The following is a 24,521-nucleotide window of genomic DNA, read 5'->3' as shown; positions in this document are numbered from 1 at the left end:
GACGCCTTGAACCAGTCCACACGATCAACCGCAAGCTGATTGAGTACGGAGCCTAGGCGGCTTCGAAGGCGGCGTTGATCTGAAGGTCAACGCGGTCGGAAACGGCGGGTGCCGCCATGCCGAGGCCGAAGTCGCTGCGGTTGATCGTCCCCGTCGCGCGAAAGCCGACATTTGTCTTCTTGCTGCGCGGGTTTGCGCCAGCGCCCACGAAGGTCGCGGCCAGCGTCACCGGCTTGGTGATCCCCTTGATGGTCAGGTCGCCGGTGACGGTGCCCGAGCCGCCGCGCATCGCGACGGTCCGCGACACGAAGCGCGCGGTTGGATGCTTGGCCGTATCGAAGAAGTCGGCGCTCTTGAGGTGACCCGCGAACGCCGCGCTCGTCACGGAGAGCTGGTCGGTGGCGAAGGTCACGTCGATGCGGGTCGCGGCGGGACGCGCGGGGTCGATCACCGCGGTGCCGCCCGACGCGCCGAATTGGCCCTGGAGCATCGAGAAGCCGAGATGGTTGACCGACCACGTCACCTGGGTGTGCGCGGTGTCGACCGCATAGGTACCGGCGGTGACGAGACCCGGATCGGCGCGGCCGGGCATCTGCGCGGCGGCGGGGACGGCGAGAATAAGGGCGAGCACGGGAACGAGACGGCTCATAGATCGGGTCTCCACAATCGAAGGGTCACGCCAAGAACGTCTTGCGGCCGACCGCGACCATGCACGAGGTCGCGGCCATAGGACAGGGGCCGGATGGAAACGATCAGTTGCGTGTCCGGTCGACCAGCTTGTTGGCGCCGATCCAGGGCATCATCGCGCGTAGCGTCGCGCCGACCTTTTCGATCGGATGCGCCGCCGCCTGCTTGCGCGCGGCCTTGAGCTCGGGACTGCCAGCGCGGGTGTCGAGGACGAATTTGGAGACGAATCGGCCGCCCTGGATGTCGGCGAGGACGCGCTTCATCTCGCGCTTGGTCTCGTCGGTGATGATACGCGGGCCGGTGGTGATGTCGCCATATTCGGCGGTGTTGGAGACCGAATAGCGCATGTTGGCGATCCCGCCCTCGTACATGAGATCGACGATCAGCTTCACCTCGTGAAGGCATTCGAAATAGGCCATTTCCGGCGCGTAACCGGCCTCGGTCAGCGTCTCGAAGCCGGCCTGGATCAGATGGGTGAGGCCGCCGCACAGCACCGCCTGCTCGCCGAACAGGTCGGTCTCGCATTCCTCGCGGAAGGTCGTCTCGATAATGCCCGAGCGGCCGCCGCCGATCGCCGACGCATAGGCGATCGCCAGCGCCTGGGCGTAGCCGTTGCCGCGCCCGCCGCCCGAGCCCTCCCCCGACCCTTCCTGGGCGACCGCGATCAGGCACGGGACGCCGCGACCGGCGGCGTATTCGGCGCGGACGGTGTGGCCGGGGCCCTTGGGTGCGATCATGATCACGTCGAGGTCGGGTCGCGGTTCGATCAGGCCGAAATGAACGTTGAGGCCATGCGCGAAGGCGAGCGTCGCGCCCGGCTTCATGGCGACGGCGAGGTCGTCGGCGTAGATCGCGGCCTGGTGCTCGTCGGGGGCGAGGACCATGACGATGTCGGCCCACGCGGCGGCGTCGGCATTGCTCATGACGCGGAAGCCCGCTCCTTCCGCCTTGGCGGCGGTGGCGGAGCCAGGGCGGAGCGCGACCGCTACCTCGCCGACGCCCGAGTCGCGCAAGTTCTGGGCGTGGGCGTGGCCTTGCGAGCCGTAGCCGACGACGGCGATCTTCTTGGCGGCAAGCAGGGTATGGTCGGCGTCTTGGTCGTGGAATATACGCATCGGTGTGGTTCCCCTTTTCGTCACCCCGGACTTGTTCCGGGGTTCATCGCTGATCGGCGACGGCGGCGTGTTGGTAGGCATGGACCCCGGAACAAGTCCGGGGTGACAGAAAATGGTTAGACGGCTTCCCTCCCGCGCGCGATGGCGGCGATGCCGGTGCGGGCGATCTCGACCAGGCCGATCTCGCCCATGAGCGCGACGAAGGTGTCGATCTTGTCGCGCCCGCCCGTCACCTCGAAGATGAAGGACGAGGTGGTCGCGTCGACGACGCGCGCGCGGTATACTTCGCCCAGGCGGAGCGCCTCGATCCGGTGCTCGCCGACACCCGCCACCTTTACCAGCGCGAGCTCGCGTTCGACGTGGGGGCCAAGCGTGGTCAGATCGGTGACGGAGTGGACGGGGACGAGCCGGTCGAGCTGCGCCAGGACCTGCTCCATCGTGGCGGCGCTCGCGGCGGTGACGATGGTGATGCGGCTGACCGCATGGTCGGCGGAGACATCGGACACGGTGAGCGATTCGATGTTGTAGCCGCGCGCCGTGAACAGCCCGGCGATCCGCGCGAGGATGCCGGGTTCGTTATCGACGAGGATTGAGAGTGTGTGGCGTTCCGCCACTTCCGTGCGCATCAACACTAGACCAGCGCTCGCGCTTCGTCGGTTATCTCGCCGGAGACTTCGTTCGCCCAGAGGATCATCTCGTCGTGGGCCGCTCCGCTCGGGATCATCGGGAAGCAGTTGGCGAGCTTGGAGACGCGGCAGTCGACCATGACGGGGCCGTCATGGTTGAGCATCGCGGCGATCCCGTCTTCGAGGTCGGCGCGGTGCTCGATGCGGATGCCTTTCCAGCCGTATGCTTCGGCGAGCCTGACGAAATCGGGGAGGCTGTCGCTGTAGCTCTCGGCGTAGCGGGACTCGTAGTTTAGCTCCTGCCACTGGCGGACCATACCCATATATTCATTGTTGAGGATGAACACCTTGACCGGAAGTCGGTACTGGCTGGCGGTCGCGAGTTCCTGGATGTTCATCTGGATCGACGCTTCGCCCGCTATGTCGATGACGAGCGCTTGTCGGTCGCCGAGCTGAGCGCCGATCGCGGCGGGGAGGCCGTAACCCATCGTACCGAGCCCGCCCGAGGTCAGCCATTTGTTCGGGAGCTCGAACCCGAAATGCTGGGCGGCCCACATCTGGTGCTGGCCGACCTCGGTGGTGATGATCGGCTGGCGATGCGCGGTGGCCGCGTGGAGCGCCTGGACGGCGCGCTGCGGCATAATCGCGTCCCCCGTCTCGTCGAAATCCAGGCAGTTGCCCGCGCGCCAGCCGGCGATGCGCCGCCACCAGTCGGACAGCTCGGGCTTGGGCGTCTGCCGCGCCTTCCACAGATGGACCATGTCCTCCAGCACGTGGCCCGCGTCGCCGATGACGGCGAGGTCGACGCGGACGTTTTTATTGACGCTCGATCGGTCGATATCGATGTGGATCTTGCGGCTGCCGGGGCTGAAGGCGTCGAGGCGGCCGGTCACGCGGTCGTCGAAGCGGCTGCCGACGGCGACGAGCAGGTCGGCCTTGTGCATCGCCATGTTCGCCTCGACGGTCCCATGCATGCCGAGCATGCCGAGCCACGCGTCGTGGCTGGCGGGGAACGCGCCCAGGCCCATCAGCGTCGAGGTGACGGGCGCGCCCGATAGGCGCTGGAGTTCGCGCAGGAGCTGGCTCGCGCCCGGGCCGGCGTTGATGACGCCGCCGCCGGTATAGAGCACGGGACGCTCGGCGGCCGCCAGCATCTCGACCGCGGCCTCGACGTCGGCGCGGGGGGCCTTCAGCTGTGGGCGATAGGTCTTGTGGCGGATCGGGCCGGGCTTGGCGTAGCGCGCGGTCGCGACCTGGACATCCTTGGGTATGTCGACGACGACGGGGCCGGGGCGGCCGGTTGTGGCGATGTGGAACGCCTCGTGGATCACGTCGCCCAAGCGGGCGGGATCCTTCACGAGGTAGTTGTGCTTGGTGCAATGGCGGGTGATGCCGACGGTATCGGCCTCCTGGAACGCGTCGGAGCCGATGAGCGAAGTAGGTACCTGGCCGGTGATCACGACCATGGGAATCGAGTCCATCAGCGCGTCGGTGATGCCCGTCACCGCGTTCGTCGCGCCGGGACCGCTGGTCACGAGCACGACGCCGGGCTTGCCGGTCGAGCGGGCATAGCCCTCGGCGGCGTGGGTCGCGGCCTGTTCGTGGCGGACGAGGATGTGGCGGATGCGGCCGCCGGCGGCATTGTGATGGAACAGCGCGTCGTAGATGGGCAGGACCGCGCCGCCGGGATAGCCGAACACGAACTCGACCCCAAGGTCGGCCAGCGCCTGGACGAGGATGTCGGCTCCGCTTCGCTCGGTCATGGGGCGTTCCTGGAAGTTGGCGAAGGTGCCGTGGATAGGGGTCTTGAAACCGAATAGTTGTTATAACTATTCACGTCAACACGCGATCGCGCAACTTTGTTATAAGATGCTGCAGGGCGGCATGGGCGGAGGCGACGACGTTCCAGCCTTGGGGCGACTGGTTGCGAAACCAGGTGAACTGCCGCTTGGCGTAGCGGCGCGTGTCGAGCTGGGTGCGGGCGAGTGCGTCGGGTAAGGTGTAAGTGTTTGATATGTAACCGGCGATAGGCTGGACTCCGATCGCCCGCAAGATGGGGCGGTCGGGGGGCAGGGCGCGGGCGAGCAGCGCCTCGACTTCCCGGATCGCGCCCTGTTCGAACATCCGGACCAGGCGACGGTCGATGTTGGCGGTCAGCTCTGCGCGGTCGGGGAGGATCACGCAGCCGAGGACCCGGTACGCGCTTGCGATCCCGCCCTCGCGCTCGGTCTGCCAGGCGCGCAAGGGGCGGCCGGTCGATCGGACGACCTCCAGCGCGCGGGCGACGCGGGTGGTGTCGGCGGGGGCGAGGCGCGCGGCGGCTTCGGGGTCGGCGTCGGCGAGCAGGCGGTGCGCGTCGGTGACCGGGAGTGCGCGGACTTCGGCGCGGATCGCGGGGTTGATGTCGGGGATCGGGGCGATGCCGTCGAGCAGCGTGCGCAGATACAGGCCGGTGCCGCCCACCAGGATAGGGAGCGCGCCCGCCGCGGTCGCTTCCGCGACGGCCGCGCGGGCGTCGGCGGCCCAGCGAGCGGCGGAGCAGGCCTCTGCGCCGTCGAGACATCCGAACAGCCGGTGCGCGGCGCGCGCCTCTTCCTCGGGGGAGGGGCGGGCGGAGAGGATGCGGAGGTCGCGGTAGACCTGCGCGGAGTCGGCGTTGATCACGACGCCGCCGGTCGCCTCGGCCAGCGCCAGCGCGGCGGCGGACTTGCCGCTCGCGGTCGGGCCTGCGATGACGACCAGAGGGGGGCGGTTCATGTTCACGGCGACGCTGATAGCAGCCGACCAGCCCGAATTCGGGCAGATTTTGGCGGCGGGCGATATTTCGGCGGGGCTCGACCGGCTGCGCGCGGCGGGATGCGCGCCGGCCGCCGGGGGGTGGATCGAGGAGGCGGTCGCGGCGGACCTGTTGTTCGGGCTGGCCCCGGACGCGGCACGCGCGGCGCTGGAGGGTGCGTTCCCGTGCACGGACGTGGTGGTGCAGCCGGTCGCGACGCGAGTGAAAAGCGTGCTCGTCGCCGACATGGATTCGACGATCATCACCGTCGAATGCATCGACGAGTTGGCGGACTATGCCGGGATCAAGCCGGAGATCGCCGCGATCACCGAACGGGCGATGCGCGGCGAGCTGGATTTCGAGGCGGCGTTGGATGCGCGGGTGGCGCTGCTCGCGGGACTGGAGGAGGACGTGATCGAGCGGTGCCTGGCCGAGCGGGTGCGGATCACGCCCGGCGCGGAGCTGCTGGTGCGGACTATGCGCGCGCGGGGGGCGACATGCGTGCTGGTATCGGGTGGTTTCACGCGCTTCGCCGAGCCGGTGGCGGCGGCGGCCGGCTTCACCCGCGCGGTCGCCAACGTCTTGGAGATCGAGGACGGGCGGCTGACCGGGCGCGTGCGGCGGCCGATCGTGGACGCCGCGACCAAGGAGCGCGAGCTGGCCCGGGCCGCCGCGGAGGCCGGGGTCGGCATGGAGGGGTGCCTTGCGGTCGGCGACGGCGCGAACGACCTGCCGATGATCCGCGCGGCGGGACTGGGCGCGGCGTACCGCGCCAAGCCGGTGGTCGCGGCGGCGGCGGGAGCCAGGATCGAGCATGGCGACCTGAGCGCGCTGTTGTACGCGCAAGGGTTGGCGCGGGCGGAGTGGGCGGAGGTCTTATGAGACCGGTCCACTATATACAGCGCGCGATGGTTCGTGGAACGGCTCGGTCGATCGGTATGCTCGGCGCGCTCCTGCTGCTCGGCGCGGCATCCCCGGTGGAGCCTGTCCGGTACACGCTGACCCCCGTCTTCGATGACGGTTCGTTGTCGGCGGTCGCCGTCGAGCTGACGCTGAGGGCGGACCCGAGCGGCCGGACCGTGCTGGAACTGCCCGACGGCTACGGCGGCGAAAAGGAGCATTGGCGATATCTGTCGCCAGTCGAAGTCGTGGGCGGGTCCGTTTCGACGATCTCACCGAGCGAGCGCGAGGTACGTTCGGCCCCGAACGCCGCGCTCACGATCCGCTACCGGGTGCGCACCGCATACCTTTCGGACCCGGATGCGGCGGGCGGCAACGCCTATAAGGGAGCGGCGATCCGGCCGACCTGGTTCGCGAGCCTGGGCAACTTCCTGTTCGCGACGCCGCGTGGGCGGGACGACGCGCCGGCGCGCTTTGCCTGGTCGGGTTGGCCGCATAGGTGGACCAAGGCGTCCAGCCTCGACGCGCGCCCGATCACGGTGAACGACGTGGCCGAGAGCAACTTCCTAGCCGGTCCGGACGTGACGTTGCGCACGCGCCCGATCCAGGGCGGCATGCTCCGGCTGGCGTCCCATGGACGGTTCGGCTGGAGCGTAGACGGTTACGCCGATAAGGTGGCGGCCGTGGTCAGCGCGCAACGGCGATTCTGGGGCGAGGCGGACGGCGACTATACCGTCACCCTGTTCCAGCTCGCGCCGTCGGGCAGCAGGACCTCCACCGGCGGCACCGGTCGCGCCCACGGCTTCGTGCTCTACGCCTCGGCCGCCTCCGATGCGGACACTCTCTTCCGCCTGATCGCGCATGAGCACGTCCATAACTGGGTGCCAAATCGGCTCGGCGACTCGCCGGAGGAGAGCGGCGCATCGCTTTTCTGGCTTACGGAGGGGTTCACCGACTTCTACACCGCGCGCACGCTGTCCGTCGCGGGATTATGGACGCCGGAGCAGTTCGCCGCCGACCTGAACCGCGCCCTGGCCGCCGTCGCGAGCCTGCCCGCCGGAGCGTATCCGAACAGCCGCGTCGCGTCGGATTTCTGGACCGATCCGGCCGCCGGGCAGCTGCCTTACGACCGTGGTCATCTGTTCGCGCATCTGCTGGATGCGGAGCTGCGGCGTGGGGGCAAGCCGGGGCTGGACACGGTCATGTTCGCGATGCGCGACCGGTGGGCCGCGGCGCCCGCGAAGGCCAAGCCGCCCATCCTCGACAACCTGCTCGCGGTGCTGGACGCCCGCGGCTTCGATGTTCGGCCGCTGCTCGCCAAACATATCGACGCCGGGGCGGACATCCTGCTGCCGTCCGATCTGCTGGGTCGGTGCGCGTCGATCTCGACGACGACGATCCCGACGTTCGATCCGGGCTTCGACCGCGATGCGAGCGCGAAGACCGGTGCGTTCGCCGGGGTCGATCCGAGCGGTCCGGCCTACGCAGCCGGTCTGCGCGACGGCATGTCGCGGGTCGCCCGTGTGAGCGGGCAGGAGGGGGACTCCCGGGTGCCGCTCAGATACCGTATCAGGGATGCGTCGGGCGAGCGGGTGATCGGCTGGCTTCCAGCCGGCAAGGGTCGGCTGACGTTGCAGGAGGTCCGGCCGAATGCGGACGCGCCGCGGAACTGCATGGGCTCGCCCCATGGGGTAGGGCGGTCGGCGACGGCATTAAGGTCGAGTATGGCTACCTAAGCGCGTTGTTGCATGCGCAAGGGCTGGCACGATTGAAGCAAAGGCGGGACCGAGCTCGCCATGGAGGCCCGAATGACGACCGTGACCCTTTCCTTGGCGTCCCGCGACGACGTGACCCGCCGCGCGCTCGCCGCGTTTGAAGGACGGGCGCAAGGTACGCATCTCTCCTTTGCGTCCATCGACTTGCTGTGGCGTACGCTGACGCCCAAGCGCTGGGAGCTTCTTCGCGCCATGACCGGCCAGGGAGCCATGTCGATCCGCGAGACGGCGCGCCGCGTTGGCCGCGATATGAAAGCGGTTCATGGCGACATCACCGCGCTCATCGCGGCGGGCGTAGTGGACCGCACGGAGCGCGGCGTCGTTTTCCCGTACGACGCGGTGCATGTCGACTTCACGCTGACGCAGGCCGCGTAACTGCTCTTTATCGCAACTGAGGCGGGTAGTCCGCCCAATGCTTCAACCCTGCGAGTGCTACGACCCGCCGATCAGGCGGTGCGCGTCGGCGTCGGTCAGTTCGGGCGCGGCGAGGACGACGGAGGTGTCGATCTGGCGGTCGGACACGGTCCAGTAGGTGCGCAGCAGCGCGGCTTTGACCATTTCGGGCACGAGACGGAATCCGTGCCGTTCGTAGAAGCCGATCGCCCAAGTAGCCGCGGTCCAGGTGCCGACGAGGGTCTGACGGGTCGTCCGCGCTTGCAGGTCGTTCAGGAGCAGGCCGCCGACCCCGCGCCCTTGCGAGGCGGATCGGACATAGGCGTGGCGGATCAGGTCGACGTTCCGGACCCGCTGAATGCCCATGACCCCGGCGAGTGCGCCCTTGATCTCGCAGCCGGTGAAGACGACGCCTGCCGCCATCTCCGACCGAAGCGCGTCGGCGGACATGTAGGGATCGTGCCAGCAATCGGCCGGGATGACGCCGCGGTAGGCCTCCGCTGCATCGCCGATGATCGCGAGCACCGCATCGAACTCGTCGTCGCGGCAGGGCCGGATCAGGTGTGGGTCCGAGATCAGGGGCGGACCACCATGCAGCTCTCACCCGATTTTGCGCAGGCGCGGGCGGCAGCGGCGCGAGTGGGGAAGGGGCCGGCCTGGAGGCGGGTGACGCCGCCGGCCTGCGGGTAGCTCGCCTGGCCGCCGACGCGCGCGCCGACCCGGCTCCAGAGCGCGCGGGCGTTGCCGGCGTCGCGGAATGCGCCGAGCTGGACGCGGTAGCCGCCGGTGGCTGCTACGACCGAAGCGGGAGCGGGACGAACGGCCGCGCGCGGCGTGGCGGCCGGTGTGGGCGTCGATTTTGGAGTGGGCATCGCGCGCGGCGTGGGCATCGCGCGCGGGGTCGGCATCGGACGCGGGGTCGGGGCGGCGCGCGGCGTGGGCATCGCGCGGGGCGTCAGGCGCGGGGTCGGCATGGGCTCCGGCGACGAGGTCGCGTTCGCCGTCTGGACGGGCACAGGTCCGCCCGCGCGGACGATCTCGCGGGTGGACGTCATGGGGGCGAGGCGGGCCTGGGTCTCGTATGTCCGGGCGAGTTCGAGCCCGCGGGCGCGGTCGGCCGGGGTGATCTGCGCGTCCATCTGCGCGAGCGTCGCCGAGGCGGGCCCGAGGTCGGCGGCGCTGGCGCGGGTCATGAGCGCGTAGGCGCGGGGCAGGTCGGCCGTCACCCCGTCGCCGTTGAACAGCATGGTGCCGAGCACGAGCTGCGCGCGAGGCTCGCCGCGCGTGGCCGACTTTTCCAGCCAGGGGAGCGCGTCGGACTTCTTGTTGGCCTGGAACAGGGCGAGGCCGTAATTGTCTTCGGCTTGGGCGTGGCCCTGGAGCGCGGCGCGGCGGAACCAGGCTTCCGCCAGCGCGGGGTCGTCGGGGACGCCGCGTCCGAGCTTGTAGGCCTGGCCCAGATTGAACTGCGCGTCGGCGTCGCCCGCGACCGCCAGCGGACGCCATTCCTCGACCGCGCGGCGGAACTCGCCCGCCGTCCACAGATCGACGCCCGCCTTGACGTCGGCGGCGGCGGGCAGCGTCCACAACATTAGCGCCAGAGCCGCGCCGCCCGTCATCAATCTTCGCACCGACATCCATCCGCCCCCGTATGGCCCCGGCGGGATCATGCCCCCGATTCGTCCGGCGGCAAAGCCCTCTTCCGGGCGGCTTCATCAAGCCGTCGCCGCCCGGCGCAGCGCGGGCGTTCACCAATTCTTATCCGTCGGCGTGGCAGGCCGATGCCCGAACAGGGGGAGTTGGGTAGAACCATGCGCGTACTCGCGATGGCGTCGCAAAAAGGCGGTTCGGGCAAGACGACCTTGTCCGGGCATCTGGCCGTGCAGGCGCAACTGGCGGGCCACGGCCCCGTCGTCCTGATCGACATCGACCCGCAAGGAAGCCTGGCCGACTGGTGGAACGAGCGCGAGGCGGAGCTGCCCGCCTTCGCGCAGACCACGGTGGCAAGGCTGGCGGCCGACCTGGAGTCGCTGCGCCAGCAGGGCTTCAAGCTGGCGATGATCGACACGCCGCCCGCCATCACCATGGCGATCCAGAGCGTGATCCAGGTCGCCGAGCTGATCGTGGTGCCCACGCGCCCGTCGCCGCACGATCTGCGCGCCGTCGGGGCGACGGTCGATCTGTGCGACCGGGCGGGCAAGCCGCTGATCTTCGTGGTCAACGGCGCGATGCCCAAGGCGCGGATCACGAGCGAGGCCGCGGTCGCCTTGTCCCAGCACGGGACGGTAGCGCCGATCACGGTCCATAACCGCACCGATTTCGCCGCGTCGATGATCGACGGCCGCACCGTCATGGAGTCCGACCCGAAGGGCAAGTCCGCCGCCGAGATCGCGTCGCTATGGACGTACGTCTCCGACCGATTGGAGAAGAACTTCCGCCGGACGGTGTTCTCCGTGCCCGCCGCGTCGCCGCCGCGTCCGGGCGCGGGCGGGTTCGGCCGCCGGGTGGCGGGGTGAGCACGATGTTCAACCCCAAGCCGCTGGCGAGCCTGTCGTCGCAGCTGCTGGCGCGCAAAGGCCAGGCCAAGCCCGCGATGCGGTCGCAAGGGTATGGCGGGTTCTCGTCGGGTGCGGCGGGGATCGAGGATCTCGGCTGGAACGACATGGGCCACGAGCCCGCGCCGGAGCCGACGCCGATCGGAGGCGCGGGCGGGCCGATGACCGGCCTCGTGCCGCCGGTGCTGGCGCTGCGCGAGGCGTTGACGGAGAAGATCGAGGCGGTCGAGGTAGTTGAGGCCGTGACGTCGAAGCAGTCGGCGGAGCCGACCGCCCGTCCGGCCGAGCCTAGGCCGATATCGATCGCTACCGCGACCCGCATCGGCCGCGACTCGGCCAAGCAGACCGCCCGCAGCAAGGCCGCCTTTACGCTAAGGCTGGATGCGCCGCGCCATCTGCAGCTCCGGCTCGCCAGCGCGCTCGCCAACCGGTCGGCGCAGGCCATCGTCGCAGAGGCGCTCGACCGGCTGATCGCCGACACGCCCGAGGTGGACGCGCTGATCGCGCAGCTGCCCGCTCCCAAGACCCGCAAATGATCGGAGCCGCCATGACCATGCGCACGCTGATGAACCTGACGCTGCCCGCGGCGATGCTGGCGGGCGGCACGGTGGCGGTCGCCTCTGCCCGCGACGCCGCGGTCGACGTCCGCGCGGCGATGTCGGTCGCGAACAAGGCGACCAGGGCGCTCGGCAAGCGCGACGCGCTGAAGGCGGTGGCGCTCGCGGAAGAGGCAGTGCGCTTGGCGCCCGATGATGCCGGGCACCGGGCGCTGCTGGGCCAGAGCTATCTGCAAGCGGGACGCTTCGCGTCAGCGCGGGCGGTGCTGGAGGAGGCGGTGGCGCTCGATCCGCGAGCGGGACGCGCGGCGCTGAGCCTGGTGCTGGCGCAGATCGCGACCGGCGACTGGGCGGTCGCGCGGCGGACGCTGGACGCGCACGCCGCCGTGATCCCGGACACCGATCGCGGATTGGCGATGGCGCTGGCGGGCGATCCGTCGGGGGCGGTCGCTTTCCTGACGCAGGTCGCGCGCCAGCCGGGGGCCACGCCGAAGACGCGGCAGAATCTCGCGCTGTCGCTGGCATTGGCGGGGCAGTGGGGGATGGCGAAGGCGGTCGCCGAGGCGGATCTGTCGCCGGGCGACGTCGATGCGCGCATGATGCAGTGGGCCGCCTTCGCGCAGCCGCGCGCGGCATCGGACCAGGTCGCGCATCTGCTGGGCGTGACGGCGGTCGCCGACGAGGTGCGTCCGGTCGCGGTGGCGCTGAGCGCGCCCGCTCCGGTGGTCGCGCAGGTGGTCGCGACCGAGCCCGTGACGCCGCCGCCGGTGGTGGCGACGGTGGCCGACCGGCCCAAGATCGTGTTCGCCGATCGGCGGGAGGTGGCGCAGCCGCTCCCCGTCGCGATCGTCCGGTCCGAGTCGGGCGCGGCCAGGGTCGCGCGGCAGACGTCACCCGTCATCGCCAAGCGTCCCGTCGTCACGGCAGTCACGGGATCGTATCACGTCCAGCTCGGCGCGTTCCAGTCGGTGGGCGTGGCGCGCGACGCGTGGGGCCGGGCGACCCGGCGCTTCGCCCCGTTCCAGGGCCGGACGCCGATGGGGGCCCGGTTCCAGTCGGGGACCCAAGCGTTCTACCGGCTGTCGGTCGGCGGCTTCACACATGCGGACGCGGCGGCGACGTGCCGGCGGTACAAGGCCGTAGGCGGCGAGTGCTTCGTACGCGCGGGCGCGGGCGATCAGCTGGCGCAGTGGCTGCGCCGGCCGGGCGCGCAGCTGGCGTCCCGCTAAAGGACCTCGCGCCCGCCCTTCCACAGGCGGAGCGCGCGGCCCTGGACGGGCAGGCCGTCGAAGGGCGTGTTGCCCGCCAGGCCCTCATACCGCTCGGCGTCGATGCGCCACGGCGCGTCCGGATCGAAGAGCAGCAGGTCGGCGGGCATGCCGACCTCGAGCGTCCCCGCATCGAGGCCGAGCACCTGCGCGGGGTTCCGCGCGAGCATCCCGAATAGCCGGGGAAGAGTGAGCAGGCCGTCGCGGACCAACCCCAGCGCCAGCGCGAGCAGCGTCTCCGCGCCCGCCATACCCGCCTCCGAATCGGCGAAGGGCAGGCGTTTGGCTTCGGGCCCATGCGGCTGGTGGCCCGAACACAGCACGTCGATCGTCCCATCCGCGACGGCCGCGAGGCAGGCCCGGCGGTCGGCCTCGTCGCGTAAGGGCGGCGAGAGGTGGGCGAAGGTGCGGAAGTCGCTGACCGCGATGTCGGACAGCAGTAGGTGCGCGGGCGTGATCCCGCAGGTGACGCGCACGCCCCGCCGCTTGGCGGCGCGGACGAGGTCGAACGCGGCGGCGGTCGTGACCTGGCGCAGATGGAGGCGCGCGCCGGTCTCCTCCGCAAGCAGCAGGTCGCGCGCGACGGCGAGCGCCTCGGCGAGCGCGGGGGCGGCGGGGAGGCCCAGGCGGGTCGCGGTCTCGCCCTCGGTCGCAACCGTACCGGCCGTGAGCCCGGCGTCCTCGCTGTGCGTGATCAGCGACAGGTCGAGGTCGCGGGCGTACTGGAGCAGGCGGCGCATGACGCCCGCATCGGCGATCCAACGCGCGCCGGTGCCCGCCGCGCGTGCGCCGGCCGAGCGGCAGAATGCGAGTTCGGCCAGTTCCTCGCCGAGCAGCCGACGCGTCGCGGCGGCGACCGGGTGGATCCAGAGGTCGGGCTTGCCGACCAGGCTCGCGCGCTGGACGATGCCCGGATCGTCGAGCGGGGGCGATTGGTCGGGCATGAGCGCGACGCGCACGATGCCGCCTGCACGGAAGGCGCGGCGGTCGATCGCGAATACCCCGAGATCGACGATGCCGGGGGCGAGGAGTAGGCCGCCGCAGTCGATCACGGCCGCGCCCTCGGGTACGTCGATGGTGCCGGCCGCCGCGATCGCGCCGTCTTGGACGAGCAACCCGCCTGCGCTGACACCTGCGACCGGGCAGACCAGCTCGGCGTTCAGGAACGCGGTGACGGTCACGCCCAGCCCTCCACGCCGCGCGCGCGGCGGGTGAGGACGTCGAGGCAGGCCATGCGGACGGCGACGCCCATCGCCACCTGCTCGGTAATCGCGGACTGAAGTCCGTCGGCGACGCTCGAGTCGATTTCGACGCCGCGGTTCATGGGGCCGGGATGCATGACGAGCGCGCCCGGCGCGCGGGCGAGGCGTTCTGGGGTGAGGCCGTAGCGCAGCCGGTATTCGCGCGGGGACGGGACGTAGGCGCCGTCCATCCGCTCGGTCTGAAGGCGGAGCATCATCACCACGTCCGCGCCCTCGATCGCGCGGTCGAAGTCGGTAAAGGCGGCGACGCCCATACGCTCGATCGCGGCGGGCATCAGCGTGGCGGGCGCGCACACGCGCACCTCGGCGGCGAGCGCGGTCAGCGCCAGGATGTTCGAGCGCGCGACGCGGCTGTGGAGAAGGTCGCCGCAGATCACCACGCGCCGGTTGGCGATCCCCCCGCGCCGCCGCCGAATGGTGAGCGCGTCGAGCAGCGCCTGCGTGGGATGTTCGTGCCGCCCGTCGCCTGCGTTGAGCACGGGGCAGTCGACCTTATCGGCGATCAACCGGACCGCGCCCGAGCTCTGGTGGCGGATGACGAGCACGTCGGCGCGCATGGCGTTGAGCGTCTGGGCGGTGTCGATCAGCGTCTCGCCCTTCTTCACCGACGACTGCGCGGCGTGCATGTTGACCACGTCCGCGCCCAGCCGCTTGCCCGCGATCTCGAAGGACAGGAGCGTACGGGTGGAGTTCTCGAAGAAGGCGTTGATCTGGGTGAGCCCGGCAAGGCGACGGTCGGGTTCCGGGCGCCGGTCGTTTTTGGGCTCGATCCAGGTTTCGGCCTCGTCCAGGAGGAACGCGATCTCGTGCGGCTGGAGACCGTCGATGCCGGTCAGGTGGCGATGCGGAAACACCGCGCCGCCCTGGATCATGGCGGAGGGGCGGTGGTCGGAGCGGGACATCGAAGGGGCGGGGTAGCGAGCCGATCGGCCGGGGACAAGCGGTGAGGGTCGACCAAGCTGGTTAGCGAGTGTTAACCTTTGCCGCCGTACCGTCGCCTTTCTAGGTGGATCGGAGCGGGTTCTCGATGCGATATCTTCACTATCTGCGGCGCGTCGCCTCCGCCGGGCTGCTCCTCGCGGTGGCCTACGGCTCGGCCCCGGCGCTCGCTCGGCCCGCGCCGGCGGAGATCGTGATCGAGGCGGGGAGTGGGCGGGTGCTGCATGCACGGGACGCCGACCGGTCGCGCCAGCCTGCCTCGATCGCCAAGGTGATGACACTGTTCCTGGTGTTCGACGCGCTCGATGCGGGCCGGCTGCGCGAGGATAAGCGGCTGGTGGTCTCGCGTTTCGCCGCCTCGCGCGAGCCGTCGCGGTTGGGGCTGCGGGCGGGGGAGAAGATGACCGTGCGGAACGCGATGCGCGCGGTCGCGGTCCAATCGGCCAACGACGCCGCGGTCGTGCTGGCGGAGGCGGTCGCGGGCGACGAGCGGCGGTTCGCGGCGCTCATGACCGCCAAGGCGCGGGCGCTGGGGATGGCGGACACGGTGTTCGGCAACGCGACCGGGCTGCCGGACGCGCGGACCAGGACCACCGCGCGCGACATCGCCGTGCTGGCGCGCGGGATCCTGCGCGCGCATCCGGACCGGTACGCGCTGTTCGGCCGGCGGGAGATCAAGTGGAACGACCGGAGCATGACCAACCACAACCATCTGCTCGGCCGGGTGACGGGCGTGGATGGGATCAAGACGGGCTACACCGCGCGGGCGGGCTTCACGCTGGCGGCGTCGGCGAAGCGGGACGGGCGGCGGCTGATCGCGGTCGTCCTGGGCGCGACATCCCGGCAGGCGCGCGACGACCGGGTGGGCGAGCTGCTGGAGCGGGGGTTCCTGGGGCGGCTGGAGCGGAGCGCGGGGGCCGGTGCCGGGCGGAACGTTCGCGGGGCGGTCGCGGGCCGCAAGCCGAAGGCAGTCGGGACGTTGGCGTCGCTGTAGGCCGTGTCGGTCGTCCGGGGATCGTGCGCTCAGCCGACCGCCGCGATCATGGCCGTTACCGTCGGCTCCCTGCCGCCGGAAATCTGCAAGAGGTGGCGGCCGGGCGTCAGGCGGAAGTCGACGGTCTTGCGGATGCCGCTGCATGGCGGGCCGTGGCGGTGGGTGGTGGAGGGGACCGCGCGACCGTCGCGCACGAGGTCGATCCACATGCCCGCGCCGAGCGCGATTCGGTAGGTGCCGGGGCGGGTGACGGTGAACGCGGCGATGCCGCCGTGAGTGTCGGGGGCGCTCGGTTTTTCGGGCTGGACTGCGAAGCGCAGCGTGGAGGCCGGGGCGAGGCGAAGCTGCGCGGCCTTGCCGATGGCGAGGGTGGCTGCGGTCGTGTTTTGCGCGGTAGTCGCTGCGGTGAGCGGGGTGCGAGTTCGCCATCCGGCGAATTCGGGTGGGAGGGCCGGGGCGGTGGCGGGGCAGGTCTGTTCGGGCGGTTTGGTTTGGGCGAGGCTGGGGGTGGTCAGGGAGAGGGCGATCGTGGCTGCTAGTAGGCGCATGGTCTTAGGTCCTGTGCGGGGCTGGCCGATCACATCAGGTTGCGGGAGGAGGCCCATCGACTCCTCCCGGGTAGGCAGCGTCGCGGCGAAGCCGCGCCGTCGGTCCTTGCTGTAGCAAGGCCGGCCGACAGCGGGTGTGGCGACTAGCTTCGCTCGTCGCCACCGGTCGGCTGCTTCGCTGCCGACCTCAGCCGCTGTAGTACATATCATACTCCACCGGGCTCGGCGTCATCTCCCACCGGTGCACATCCTCGAACTTCAAAGCGATGTACGCCTCCACCTGATCCTTGGTGAACACGTCGCCCTTCAGCAGGAACTCGTGATCCGCGGCCAGGCAGTCGAGCGCCTCGCGCAAGGAGGCGCTGACGGTGGGGATGTCGGCGAGCTCGGCGGGGGGCAGGTCGTACAGGTTCTTGTCCATTGGCTCGCCGGGATGGATGCGGTTCTGGATGCCGTCCATCCCCGCCATCATCAGCGCCGCGTAGGCCAGATACGGGTTGGCGAGCGCGTCGGGGAAGCGGACCTCGACCCGCTTGGACTTGGCGCCCGTGCCGTACGGGATGCGGCACGAGGCCGACCGGTTGCGCGCCGAATAGGCGAGCAGCACGGGGGCCTCATAGCCGGGCACCAGCCGCTTGTAGCTGTTGGTCGACGGGTTGGTGAAGGCGTTCAGCGCCTTGGCGTGCTTGATGATGCCGCCGATGAAGAACAGGCACATCTCGGACAGGCCGGCATAGCCGTTGCCCGCGAAGCTCGGCTGGCCGCCCGACCAGATCGAGAAATGCGTGTGCATCCCCGACCCGTTATCCTCCTTGATGGGCTTGGGCATGAAGGTCGCGGTCTTGCCGTAGGCGTGGGCGACCTGGTGGACGACGTATTTATAGATCTGCATCCGGTCCGCCGTCGTGGTCAGCGTACCGAAGGTCAGCCCCAGCTCGTGCTGGCCGGCGGCGACCTCGTGATGATGTTTGTCGCAGGGCAGGCCCATCTCGAGCATGGTCGAGACCATCTCGCCGCGGATGTCGACCGCCGAGTCGACGGGAGCTACGGGGAAGTACCCGCCCTTGGCGCGCGGGCGATGCGCCAGGTTGCCGCCCTCATATTCGCGGCCGGTGTTGGTCGGCAGCTCGATGTCGTCGATGCGGTAGTAGCTGGTGGCGTAAGAGTTCTCGAAGCGGACATCGTCGAACATGAAGAATTCGGCTTCGGGGCCGACATACACCGTGTCGCCGACGCCGGTGGAGGCCAGGTATGCCTCCGCCTTCTTCGCGGTCGAGCGCGGGTCGCGCGAATAGCTCTCGCCGCTGCCGGGCTCCACCACGTCGCAGAACACGATCAGCATCGGCGTCGCCGAGAACGGGTCGGTATAGACCGCGTCCAGATCGGGCTTGAGCGTCATGTCGCTCTCGTTGATCGCCTTCCACCCCTCGATCGAGGAGCCGTCGAACATCAACCCATCCTCGAACTCGTCCTCGCCGAGGACGGACGCGACCATGGTCAGGTGCTGCCATTTGCCCTTGGGATCGGTGAAGCGGAGGTCGACCCATTCGATCTCCTCTTCCTTGATGCGGGTCAGGATTTCCTGTGCGGTGGCCATGTGCGGTGTTCCTCTATTCGCCGTCATGCTGAACTCGTTTCAGCATCCATGTCTGCAAGCACGACGGCCGGGGTGTGTGGAAAGCTGGACCCTGAAACGAGTTCAGGGTGACGGAACTGGTAGAGCGGTCAGATCGCGTCCTCGTCGCGTTCGCCGGTGCGGATGCGGAGCGCGGACTCGACGGGAATGACGAAGATCTTGCCGTCGCCGATGCGACCGGTCTGCGCGGCGGCGGCGATCGCCTCCACCACCCGCGGCGCGAGCCCGTCGGCGACGACGATCTCCAGCTTCACCTTGGGCAGGAAGTCGACCACGTATTCCGCGCCGCGGTATAGCTCGGTGTGGCCCTTCTGCCGTCCGAAGCCCTTGGCCTCGGTGACGGTGATGCCGGATACGCCGAGCTCGTGAAGCGCGTCCTTCACCTCGTCGAGCTTGAACGGCTTGATGATCGCCTCGATCTTTTTCACGTATGCATTCGCCCCGACCGCAGATGACCGCCCATGGGCGATGCTGCACCGAACGTGCCAGTTAGAGCGCCGGCGGGCAACCAGGGAAAAATGCGAAACGGAATGGGTCGCGCTGCCCGCCAAACAGGCAGATCCGGGACGACTGCTCGATATCGCGGCACTTCACGCCGGGCGCAGCACTGCGAGCGAGTAGAAAACGGAATGGACGTCGCTCCCGGGGATCGCGGCCCGGGGTCGCATAGCTGACGGGTGGCGTGGTCCAGCTTCGCCGTTCCGTTCCCCCTCTCGTCACCCCGGACTTGTTCCGGGGTCCATCGTCGTGCACACGCCCGGCCTGCCGAGTATGCCGTAGCCATGGACCCCGGAACAAGTCCGGGGTGACGGAGGAGGTCAAGGGCGGAGGGTGCCTACGCCTCCTCCCGCGCCAGCCACTCCTCCAGCCATTTGATCGTATAGTCGCCACGCTGGAAGTCGGGTTCCTCGATCAGCGCGCGGTGGAGCGGGATGGTGGTCTTCATGCCCTCGATCACGAACTCTTCCAGCGCGCGGCGGAGGCGGGCGATGCAGCGGTCGCGGGTGGTGCCGTAGACGATCAGCTTGGCGATCATGCTGTCGTAATAGGGCGGCACCTTGTAGCCTGCATAGAGCCCGGAATCGACGCGGACATGCATGCCGCCGGGAGCGTGGAATTGTTTGCAGATACCCGGCGACGGGGCGAAGGTGCGCGGGTTCTCGGCATTGATGCGGCACTCGATCGCGTGGCCGGTGAAGCGGACATCCTCCTGTTTCACCGACAGCGGACAGCCCTCGGCGACGCGGATCTGCTCGCGCACCAGGTCGATGCCGGTGATCATCTCGGTGACGGGATGCTCGACCTGGAGCCGGGTGTTCATCTCGATGAAGTAGAACTCGCCGGCCTCCCACAGGAACTCGATCGTGCCCGCCCCCCGGTAGCCCATGTCGGCCATCGCCCTGGCCACGACGCCGCCCATGCGGTCGCGCTCGGCGGGTGTCAGGACGGGGGAGGGGGCCTCCTCCAGCACCTTCTGGTGGCGGCGCTGGAGCGAGCAGTCGCGCTCGCCCAGATGGACCGCGTTGCCCTGTCCATCGCCGAAGACCTGGAACTCGATATGGCGCGGGTTGCCGAGATACTTCTCCAGATAGACGGTCGCGTCGCCGAACGCGTTCCTCGCCTCCGATCCGGCCTGCGCCATCAGCGTTTCGAGCTGGTCCTCGTCCGGCACCACCTTCATGCCGCGCCCGCCGCCGCCCGACGCGGCCTTGATCAGGACCGGGTAGCCGACCTCCGCCGCGACGGCCTTGGCCTCGTCCAGGTCGGCGATCGCGCCGTCGGAGCCGGGCACCAGCGGCAGGCCGAGCGCACCCGCGGTGCGCTTGGCCTCCACCTTGTCGCCCATGGTGCGGATGTGTTCGGGCTTGGGGCCGACGAACAGGAGGTCGTGAAGCTCGACGATCTCCGCGAACTGCGCGTTCTCGCTGAGAAAGCCGTAGCCCGGATGGATCGCGTCGGCCCCGCTGATCTCGGCGGCCGAGATGATGTTGGCGACGTTCAGGTAACTGTCGGTCGCGGGCGGCGGGCCGATGCAGATCGCCTCGTCGGCAAGGCGGACGTGCATCGCCTCCGTGTCGGCGGTGGAGTGCACCGCGACGGTCGTGATCCCCATTTCGTGGCAGGCGCGGTGGATGCGCAGCGCGATCTCGCCGCGGTTGGCGATGAGGAGCTTCTTGATGGGGCGCATGCTCAGGCGACGACGATGAGCGGCTGATCGAATTCGACGGGCTGGCCGTTCTCGACCATCACGGCGGTGACGGTGCCCGCGGCGGGGGCGAGGATGGGGTTCATCACCTTCATCGCCTCGATGATCATCAGCGTGTCGCCCGCTTCGACCCTCTCGCCCACGGCGGCGAATGGCTTGGAGGCGGGATCGGCGGCGAGATAGACGGTGCCGACCATGGGCGAGCGGACCGCGTTCGCCTCGGGCGCGGGCGTGGGCGCGCCGATCTCGGTCGGGGCGGACGCGCCGAGCGGGTGCACGGCGGCCGGTTGCGGCGGAGGCGCGTAATGGACCGGCGCGGGCGTCGCCTGGGGGGCGGCCTTGCGCGCGACGCGGATGCGGCGGGACCCCTCCTCCACCTCGATCTCTGTCAGCTGCGTCGCGTCGAGGATACCCGCGAGTTGGCGGACCAGCTCGACATCGACCTCCATCGCGCCCGCCGAGGCCTCTGTTCGTGTCGGTTCCGTCATCGGGCGCTCCTGTCAGATGCGCGCGGCGGCTTCAAGCGCGAGCAGGTAGGAGAGCGCCCCGAACCCCGCGATCGTTCCGCGCGCGGCCTGACCGACGAGCGAGACGTGGCGGAAGGGCTCGCGCCGGTGCGGGTTGGACAGATGGACCTCGATGACGGGGGTGCTCACGGCGAGGATCGCGTCGTGGATGGCGACGGAGGTGTGGGTGAACCCGCCCGCGTTGAGCAGCACCGCCCGCGCGCCCACGGCTTGCGCCTCGTGGAGCCAATCGACGAGATGCCCCTCGTGGTTGGACTGGCGCAGGTCGACCGCCAACCCGAGCTCGCGGGCGCGGTCCTCCAGCATGCCGGCAATGTCGTCGAGCGTGTCGCGGCCGTAGATCTCCGGCTCGCGCAGGCCCAGCAGGTTGAGGTTGGGTCCGTTCAGGACGAGGATGGTAGGCATCAAGCAACCATAGCCCACTCACCCCTGTGCGAACAGGCGGGCGTCCCAAGGCCAACGGCCTGCATTGACGACCATTACTTGCGCAGCATCGGCGTGCAAGGGATTGAGCAAATAGTTCCAGCTCTGCGGCGCGATCGCGGAAGGAACGCGCGCAAGCGGCGTCTCTCCGGCGCGGACGAAGGCGTCACCCCAATCGACGGTGAGTTCCCGGTCGAGAACGTGCTGGTTGTCAGGCCAGTGGGTTACCTGGAGCTCGTCGGGCGACGCGATCTCCAGAAGCTGAAAAGGCGGAGGAAGGACCGTCCGTGGTTGATGAACCAGAACCTCCAGGATGGCCAGCGCGCTAGTATCGGCCAGGTAGACCAGAGGCCGACCGGCCCGGTTCCATCGGCCGGGAAAAGCAACCGCGCCAGCTCCGCTAAGATCCGGCCAATCGGAAATGCGCCACAATCGCACCTACGCGGCTTACGCCAGCATGCCGTGCCGGAACCGCTGCAGCAGCTGAATCACGAGCTCATTACCGGTCTGTGTTCGCAGATACTCGATCGGCGGTAAGCCATTAAAGTCGAATTGGGGCGCACGTAGCCATTCCATCGCCGCCACGCGGTCACCCATGACGTGCGTCGCCAACGCCACCACCTTGGCGAACTGAACAAGCTTGTCACCCTCCTCGAGCGTCAGAGGGCCGTTGCCGGCCAGACGGCGATCGAGGGTTCGGCGCGAGGCGACAATGCCGACGAGATCGGCCAGCTTGATCGCTTTATCGCGCATTACGTCACGCATCGCACTGACAGGCAGGCCTTCTTCAATCTCGCGCAATGTCGCCTCGGAAGCACCGTCACGCAAACGATCGATCGAGAACGCCGTTGTCGCCATCGGGCAGATGCGTAATCGCCAACTGCGCATTTGGCAACGATGGATGTGCTGCCTAGATCGCCCACATGACCCAGCACACCGACGGCACCGTCTCGATCACCGTCAATGGCGAGCACAAGCGCGTCGCGGCCGGACTGACGCTCGCGCGACTGGCCAGCGAGATGGGACTGGTCGCCGAGAAGGTCGCGGTCGAGCGCAATCTGGAGGTGGTGCCTCGATCGACGCTGGCGCAGGTATGCGTGGAGGACGGGGACGATATCGAAATCGTGCATTTCGTCGGCGGGGGCGATCACCAGACCATAATCGACGCCGATCAGTGGACCGTCGCGGGCCGCACCTTCCGGTCGCGGCTGATCGTCGGCACGGGCAAATACAAGGACTTCGCGCAGAACGCGGCCGCGTTGGAGGCGAGCGGGGCCGAGATCGTCACGGTCGCGGTGCGCCGGGTCAACGTGACCGACCGGAACGCGCCGATGCTGACCGACTTCATCGATCCCGGGCGCTTCACCTACCTCCCCAACACGGCCGGCTGCTTCACGGGCGACGAGGCGATCCGGACGTTGCGGCTGGCGCGCGAGGCGGGCGGGTGGGAGCTGGTCAAGCTGGAGGTGCTGGGGGAGGCCAAGACGCTGTATCCCGACATGGTGGAGACGCTCCGTGCGACGGAGGTACTGGCCAACGAAGGGTTCCTGCCGATGGTCTATTGCGTCGACGATCCGATCGCGGCCAAGCGGCTGGAGGACGCCGGGGCGGTCGCGATCATGCCGCTGGGCGCGCCGATCGGGTCGGGGCTGGGCATCCAGAACCGCGTCACCATCCGGCTGATCGTCGAGGGCGCGGGCGTCCCCGTGCTGGTCGATGCGGGCGTGGGCACCGCATCGGATGCGAGCGTCGCGATGGAGCTGGGCTGCGACGGGGTGTTGATGAACACCGCCATAGCCGAGGCGAAGGATCCGGTGATGATGGCCGCGGCGATGCGGATGGCCGTGGAGAGCGGGCGGCTCGCCTACTGCGCGGGGCGGATGGGGCAGCGGCGCTACGCTGATCCGTCGAGCCCGCTGGCGGGGCTGATCTAGGGGCGGGGTTGACGCGCGCGCGGTGATGATCGACCGCGCATGGAAGGCCCGCGCGCGTCGGGCCACGGTGGAGAGCAGGCTTGAACGACTTCGACTTCGCGCTGGGCGAAAACGCGGACATGATCCGCGACACCACGCGCCGATTTTCGAGCGAGCGGATCGCGCCGCTGGCTGTTCGGATCGATGCGGAGGACTGGTTTCCGCGAGGCGAGTTGTGGCCGACGATGGGCGAACTCGGACTGCACGGGTTGACGGTGGCGGAGGAGGATGGCGGGCTCGGGCTCGGTTATCTGGAGCATGTGGTCGCGTGCGAGGAGGTGAGCCGTGCGTCGGCGTCAATCGGCCTTAGCTACGGCGCGCATTCCAACCTGTGCGTGAACCAGATCGCGCGCTGGGCGAGCCCCGAGCAGAAGGCCAAATACCTCCCCAAGCTGATCTCGGGCGAGCATGTCGGCAGCTTGGCGATGTCTGAGGCGGGGGCCGGGTCGGACGTGGTCTCGATGAAGCTCAAAGCCGATGCGGTGCAGGGCGGGTACGTGTTGAACGGCACTAAGTTCTGGATCACCAACGCGGCTTATGCCGACACGCTCGTCGTCTACGCCAAGACCGGCGAGGGCTCGCGCGGGATCACCGCGTTTCTGATCGAGCGGGACATGCCGGGTTTCTCGATCGGGCAGAAGATCGACAAGATGGGGATGCGCGGGTCGCCGACCGCCGAGCTGGTGTTCGACGAGTGCGAAGTGCCCGATGCGAACGTCATGGGACCGGTCAACGGCGGGGTCGGGGTGCTGATGAGCGGGCTCGATTACGAACGCGCGGTGCTCGCGGGGATCCAGTTGGGCATTATGCAGGCCTGCCTGGACGTGGTGCTGCCCTATATTCGCGAGCGGAAACAGTTCGGGCAGGCAATCGGTGGGTTTCAGCTGATGCAGGCCAAGGTCGCTGACATGTATGTCGCGCTGAACTCGGCGCGAGCGTATGTGTATGCCGTGGCGCGGAGTTGCGATGCGGGGCGCACCACGCGGTTCGACGCGGCGGGGGCGATCCTGCTGGCGTCGGAGAACGCGGTGAAGGTGGCGCTGGAAGCGATCCAGGCGCTGGGCGGCGCGGGCTATACGAAGGACTGGCCGGTCGAGCGGTTCCTGCGCGACGCCAAGCTGCTCGACATCGGCGCGGGGACGAACGAGATCAGACGGATGCTGATCGGGCGCGAGCTGATCGGGGCCGACGCGCCTGTCGCCCAGTGAGCGCGCCGGTCCTCGACACCAAGCTATCGATCGATAGCGATACCTTCCAAGCCAACGCCGCGCACAACCGCGCGCTGGTCGAGGCTTTGCGCGTGGATGTCGCCCGGTTCGCTCTGGGCGGGAACGAGAAGTCGCGGGAGCGGCATACCTCGC

Annotated in this window: 26 protein-coding genes; 9 read left to right on the top strand and 17 right to left on the bottom strand. The window is 69.3% G+C overall.

The window, feature by feature from the left end:
* Positions 1-52 precede the first annotated feature (52 nt).
* The 5 genes from ACFE7F_RS12295 to miaA all read right to left on the bottom strand — a co-directional run bounded on the left by ACFE7F_RS12295 (position 53) and on the right by miaA (position 5,185).
* Positions 53-649: a YceI family protein gene (locus ACFE7F_RS12295; protein WP_375404140.1), complete on the bottom strand. Its 597-nt coding sequence runs from the start codon at positions 647-649 to the stop codon at positions 53-55.
* Between the two features lie 103 nt (positions 650-752).
* On the bottom strand, positions 753-1,802 hold the full coding sequence (gene ilvC / locus ACFE7F_RS12290) for a ketol-acid reductoisomerase (RefSeq protein WP_375404139.1): 1,050 nt from the start codon (positions 1,800-1,802) through the stop codon (positions 753-755).
* Between the two features lie 116 nt (positions 1,803-1,918).
* A complete protein-coding gene (ilvN, locus tag ACFE7F_RS12285; RefSeq protein WP_375404138.1) occupies positions 1,919-2,428 on the bottom strand; it encodes an acetolactate synthase small subunit in 510 nt (169 codons plus the stop codon).
* Positions 2,429-2,433: 5 nt separating this feature from the next.
* The gene (locus ACFE7F_RS12280) at positions 2,434-4,191 is read right to left on the bottom strand and encodes an acetolactate synthase 3 large subunit (RefSeq protein ID WP_375404137.1); all 1,758 of its coding nucleotides are present in this window, start codon (positions 4,189-4,191) and stop codon (positions 2,434-2,436) included.
* Positions 4,192-4,261: 70 nt separating this feature from the next.
* On the bottom strand, positions 4,262-5,185 hold the full coding sequence (miaA, locus tag ACFE7F_RS12275; protein WP_375404136.1) for a tRNA (adenosine(37)-N6)-dimethylallyltransferase MiaA: 924 nt from the start codon (positions 5,183-5,185) through the stop codon (positions 4,262-4,264).
* On the opposite strand from miaA, the gene serB reads away from it, so the two are divergent.
* The 3 genes from serB (at position 5,184) to ACFE7F_RS12260 (ending at position 8,254) form a co-directional block, all read left to right on the top strand.
* Complete coding sequence (gene serB / locus ACFE7F_RS12270; RefSeq protein WP_375404135.1) at positions 5,184-6,086, top strand: phosphoserine phosphatase SerB; 903 nt, start codon at positions 5,184-5,186, stop codon at positions 6,084-6,086. The genes miaA and serB overlap by 2 nt on opposite strands.
* Before the next feature lie 26 nt (positions 6,087-6,112).
* Entirely contained in the window at positions 6,113-7,840 is a 1,728-nt protein-coding gene (locus ACFE7F_RS12265; protein ID WP_375404134.1) for a hypothetical protein, read from the top strand.
* Positions 7,841-7,912: 72 nt separating this feature from the next.
* Positions 7,913-8,254, top strand: a complete 342-nt coding sequence (locus ACFE7F_RS12260; protein WP_375404133.1) for a transcriptional regulator — start codon at positions 7,913-7,915, stop codon at positions 8,252-8,254.
* Between the two features lie 57 nt (positions 8,255-8,311).
* On the opposite strand, the gene ACFE7F_RS12255 is transcribed toward ACFE7F_RS12260, so the two are convergent.
* Positions 8,312-8,797: a GNAT family N-acetyltransferase gene (locus ACFE7F_RS12255; protein ID WP_375404132.1), complete on the bottom strand. Its 486-nt coding sequence runs from the start codon at positions 8,795-8,797 to the stop codon at positions 8,312-8,314.
* A 50-nt stretch (positions 8,798-8,847) separates the two neighbouring features.
* On the bottom strand, positions 8,848-9,909 hold the full coding sequence (locus ACFE7F_RS12250) for an SPOR domain-containing protein (RefSeq protein WP_375404131.1): 1,062 nt from the start codon (positions 9,907-9,909) through the stop codon (positions 8,848-8,850).
* Between the two features lie 174 nt (positions 9,910-10,083).
* On the opposite strand from ACFE7F_RS12250, the gene ACFE7F_RS12245 reads away from it, so the two are divergent.
* The 3 genes from ACFE7F_RS12245 to ACFE7F_RS12235 are packed head-to-tail and all read left to right on the top strand — an operon-like array spanning position 10,084 to position 12,613.
* Positions 10,084-10,788 carry an AAA family ATPase gene (locus ACFE7F_RS12245; protein WP_375404130.1) on the top strand — a complete coding sequence of 235 codons (705 nt, stop codon included), beginning with the start codon at positions 10,084-10,086 and terminating at the stop codon, positions 10,786-10,788.
* Between the two features lie 5 nt (positions 10,789-10,793).
* Positions 10,794-11,363: a hypothetical protein gene (locus ACFE7F_RS12240; RefSeq protein ID WP_375404142.1), complete on the top strand. Its 570-nt coding sequence runs from the start codon at positions 10,794-10,796 to the stop codon at positions 11,361-11,363.
* Positions 11,364-11,374: 11 nt separating this feature from the next.
* On the top strand, positions 11,375-12,613 hold the full coding sequence (locus ACFE7F_RS12235; protein WP_375404129.1) for a tetratricopeptide repeat protein: 1,239 nt from the start codon (positions 11,375-11,377) through the stop codon (positions 12,611-12,613).
* Here the strand turns inward: ACFE7F_RS12235 and ACFE7F_RS12230 are convergent.
* The gene (locus ACFE7F_RS12230; RefSeq protein WP_375404128.1) at positions 12,610-13,833 is read right to left on the bottom strand and encodes a dihydroorotase family protein; all 1,224 of its coding nucleotides are present in this window, start codon (positions 13,831-13,833) and stop codon (positions 12,610-12,612) included. The two genes, ACFE7F_RS12235 and ACFE7F_RS12230, sit on opposite strands and share 4 nt — an antisense overlap.
* Positions 13,830-14,816 carry an aspartate carbamoyltransferase catalytic subunit gene (locus ACFE7F_RS12225; protein WP_375404127.1) on the bottom strand — a complete coding sequence of 329 codons (987 nt, stop codon included), beginning with the start codon at positions 14,814-14,816 and terminating at the stop codon, positions 13,830-13,832. The genes ACFE7F_RS12230 and ACFE7F_RS12225 overlap by 4 nt, the downstream gene beginning before the upstream one ends.
* Positions 14,817-14,941: 125 nt before the next feature.
* On the opposite strand from ACFE7F_RS12225, the gene ACFE7F_RS12220 reads away from it, so the two are divergent.
* The gene (locus ACFE7F_RS12220) at positions 14,942-15,847 is read left to right on the top strand and encodes a D-alanyl-D-alanine carboxypeptidase family protein (protein WP_375404126.1); all 906 of its coding nucleotides are present in this window, start codon (positions 14,942-14,944) and stop codon (positions 15,845-15,847) included.
* A gap of 29 nt (positions 15,848-15,876) precedes the next feature.
* On the opposite strand, the gene ACFE7F_RS12215 is transcribed toward ACFE7F_RS12220, so the two are convergent.
* From ACFE7F_RS12215 to ACFE7F_RS12180, 8 genes are all read right to left on the bottom strand, one after another.
* Positions 15,877-16,395, bottom strand: a complete 519-nt coding sequence (locus tag ACFE7F_RS12215; RefSeq protein WP_375404125.1) for a homogentisate 1,2-dioxygenase — start codon at positions 16,393-16,395, stop codon at positions 15,877-15,879.
* A 187-nt stretch (positions 16,396-16,582) separates the two neighbouring features.
* Positions 16,583-17,992 (bottom strand): type I glutamate--ammonia ligase, encoded by a 1,410-nt coding sequence (gene glnA / locus ACFE7F_RS12210; RefSeq protein WP_375404124.1) that lies wholly within the window; start codon positions 17,990-17,992, stop codon positions 16,583-16,585.
* 128 nt (positions 17,993-18,120) lie between these two features.
* Complete coding sequence (locus ACFE7F_RS12205; protein ID WP_375404123.1) at positions 18,121-18,459, bottom strand: P-II family nitrogen regulator; 339 nt, start codon at positions 18,457-18,459, stop codon at positions 18,121-18,123.
* Positions 18,460-18,866: 407 nt separating this feature from the next.
* Positions 18,867-20,219, bottom strand: a complete 1,353-nt coding sequence (accC, locus tag ACFE7F_RS12200; RefSeq protein WP_375404122.1) for an acetyl-CoA carboxylase biotin carboxylase subunit — start codon at positions 20,217-20,219, stop codon at positions 18,867-18,869.
* Between the two features lie 2 nt (positions 20,220-20,221).
* Positions 20,222-20,725, bottom strand: a complete 504-nt coding sequence (gene accB, locus ACFE7F_RS12195; RefSeq protein WP_375404121.1) for an acetyl-CoA carboxylase biotin carboxyl carrier protein — start codon at positions 20,723-20,725, stop codon at positions 20,222-20,224.
* A 12-nt stretch (positions 20,726-20,737) separates the two neighbouring features.
* Entirely contained in the window at positions 20,738-21,169 is a 432-nt protein-coding gene (aroQ, locus tag ACFE7F_RS12190; protein WP_375404120.1) for a type II 3-dehydroquinate dehydratase, read from the bottom strand.
* A gap of 18 nt (positions 21,170-21,187) precedes the next feature.
* The gene (locus ACFE7F_RS12185; RefSeq protein ID WP_375404119.1) at positions 21,188-21,625 is read right to left on the bottom strand and encodes an RES family NAD+ phosphorylase; all 438 of its coding nucleotides are present in this window, start codon (positions 21,623-21,625) and stop codon (positions 21,188-21,190) included.
* A 9-nt stretch (positions 21,626-21,634) separates the two neighbouring features.
* Positions 21,635-22,045, bottom strand: coding sequence for an antitoxin Xre/MbcA/ParS toxin-binding domain-containing protein (locus ACFE7F_RS12180; RefSeq protein ID WP_375404118.1), 411 nt, complete (start codon positions 22,043-22,045; stop codon positions 21,635-21,637).
* Between the two features lie 65 nt (positions 22,046-22,110).
* Between ACFE7F_RS12180 and thiS the strand changes: the two genes are divergently transcribed.
* Positions 22,111-23,121 carry a sulfur carrier protein ThiS gene (gene thiS / locus ACFE7F_RS12175; protein WP_375404117.1) on the top strand — a complete coding sequence of 337 codons (1,011 nt, stop codon included), beginning with the start codon at positions 22,111-22,113 and terminating at the stop codon, positions 23,119-23,121.
* 119 nt (positions 23,122-23,240) lie between these two features.
* Entirely contained in the window at positions 23,241-24,368 is a 1,128-nt protein-coding gene (locus tag ACFE7F_RS12170; RefSeq protein WP_375404141.1) for an acyl-CoA dehydrogenase family protein, read from the top strand.
* Positions 24,369-24,521: the final 153 nt, after the last annotated feature.

The organism is uncultured Sphingomonas sp., from assembly GCF_964235535.1.
Classification (GTDB): domain Bacteria; phylum Pseudomonadota; class Alphaproteobacteria; order Sphingomonadales; family Sphingomonadaceae; genus Sphingomonas.
This window is presented reverse-complemented; position numbering and strand designations above follow the sequence as displayed.

Coding starts and splice junctions, on each gene's coding strand:
- ACFE7F_RS12245 (WP_375404130.1), top strand. CDS start 10,084: ATGCGCGTACTCGCGATGGCGTCGCAAAAAGGCGGTTCGGGCAAGACG.
- aroQ (WP_375404120.1), bottom strand. CDS start 21,169: ATGCCTACCATCCTCGTCCTGAACGGACCCAACCTCAACCTGCTGGGC.
- ilvC (WP_375404139.1), bottom strand. CDS start 1,802: ATGCGTATATTCCACGACCAAGACGCCGACCATACCCTGCTTGCCGCC.
- miaA (WP_375404136.1), bottom strand. CDS start 5,185: ATGAACCGCCCCCCTCTGGTCGTCATCGCAGGCCCGACCGCGAGCGGC.
- ACFE7F_RS12225 (WP_375404127.1), bottom strand. CDS start 14,816: ATGTCCCGCTCCGACCACCGCCCCTCCGCCATGATCCAGGGCGGCGCG.
- ACFE7F_RS12280 (WP_375404137.1), bottom strand. CDS start 4,191: ATGACCGAGCGAAGCGGAGCCGACATCCTCGTCCAGGCGCTGGCCGAC.
- ilvN (WP_375404138.1), bottom strand. CDS start 2,428: ATGCGCACGGAAGTGGCGGAACGCCACACACTCTCAATCCTCGTCGAT.
- ACFE7F_RS12250 (WP_375404131.1), bottom strand. CDS start 9,909: ATGTCGGTGCGAAGATTGATGACGGGCGGCGCGGCTCTGGCGCTAATG.
- ACFE7F_RS12265 (WP_375404134.1), top strand. CDS start 6,113: ATGGTTCGTGGAACGGCTCGGTCGATCGGTATGCTCGGCGCGCTCCTG.
- serB (WP_375404135.1), top strand. CDS start 5,184: ATGTTCACGGCGACGCTGATAGCAGCCGACCAGCCCGAATTCGGGCAG.
- ACFE7F_RS12170 (WP_375404141.1), top strand. CDS start 23,241: ATGATCCGCGACACCACGCGCCGATTTTCGAGCGAGCGGATCGCGCCG.
- thiS (WP_375404117.1), top strand. CDS start 22,111: ATGACCCAGCACACCGACGGCACCGTCTCGATCACCGTCAATGGCGAG.
- ACFE7F_RS12235 (WP_375404129.1), top strand. CDS start 11,375: ATGACCATGCGCACGCTGATGAACCTGACGCTGCCCGCGGCGATGCTG.
- accC (WP_375404122.1), bottom strand. CDS start 20,219: ATGCGCCCCATCAAGAAGCTCCTCATCGCCAACCGCGGCGAGATCGCG.
- ACFE7F_RS12220 (WP_375404126.1), top strand. CDS start 14,942: ATGCGATATCTTCACTATCTGCGGCGCGTCGCCTCCGCCGGGCTGCTC.
- ACFE7F_RS12260 (WP_375404133.1), top strand. CDS start 7,913: ATGACGACCGTGACCCTTTCCTTGGCGTCCCGCGACGACGTGACCCGC.
- ACFE7F_RS12215 (WP_375404125.1), bottom strand. CDS start 16,395: ATGCGCCTACTAGCAGCCACGATCGCCCTCTCCCTGACCACCCCCAGC.
- glnA (WP_375404124.1), bottom strand. CDS start 17,992: ATGGCCACCGCACAGGAAATCCTGACCCGCATCAAGGAAGAGGAGATC.
- ACFE7F_RS12240 (WP_375404142.1), top strand. CDS start 10,794: ATGTTCAACCCCAAGCCGCTGGCGAGCCTGTCGTCGCAGCTGCTGGCG.
- ACFE7F_RS12295 (WP_375404140.1), bottom strand. CDS start 649: ATGAGCCGTCTCGTTCCCGTGCTCGCCCTTATTCTCGCCGTCCCCGCC.
- accB (WP_375404121.1), bottom strand. CDS start 20,725: ATGACGGAACCGACACGAACAGAGGCCTCGGCGGGCGCGATGGAGGTC.
- ACFE7F_RS12180 (WP_375404118.1), bottom strand. CDS start 22,045: ATGGCGACAACGGCGTTCTCGATCGATCGTTTGCGTGACGGTGCTTCC.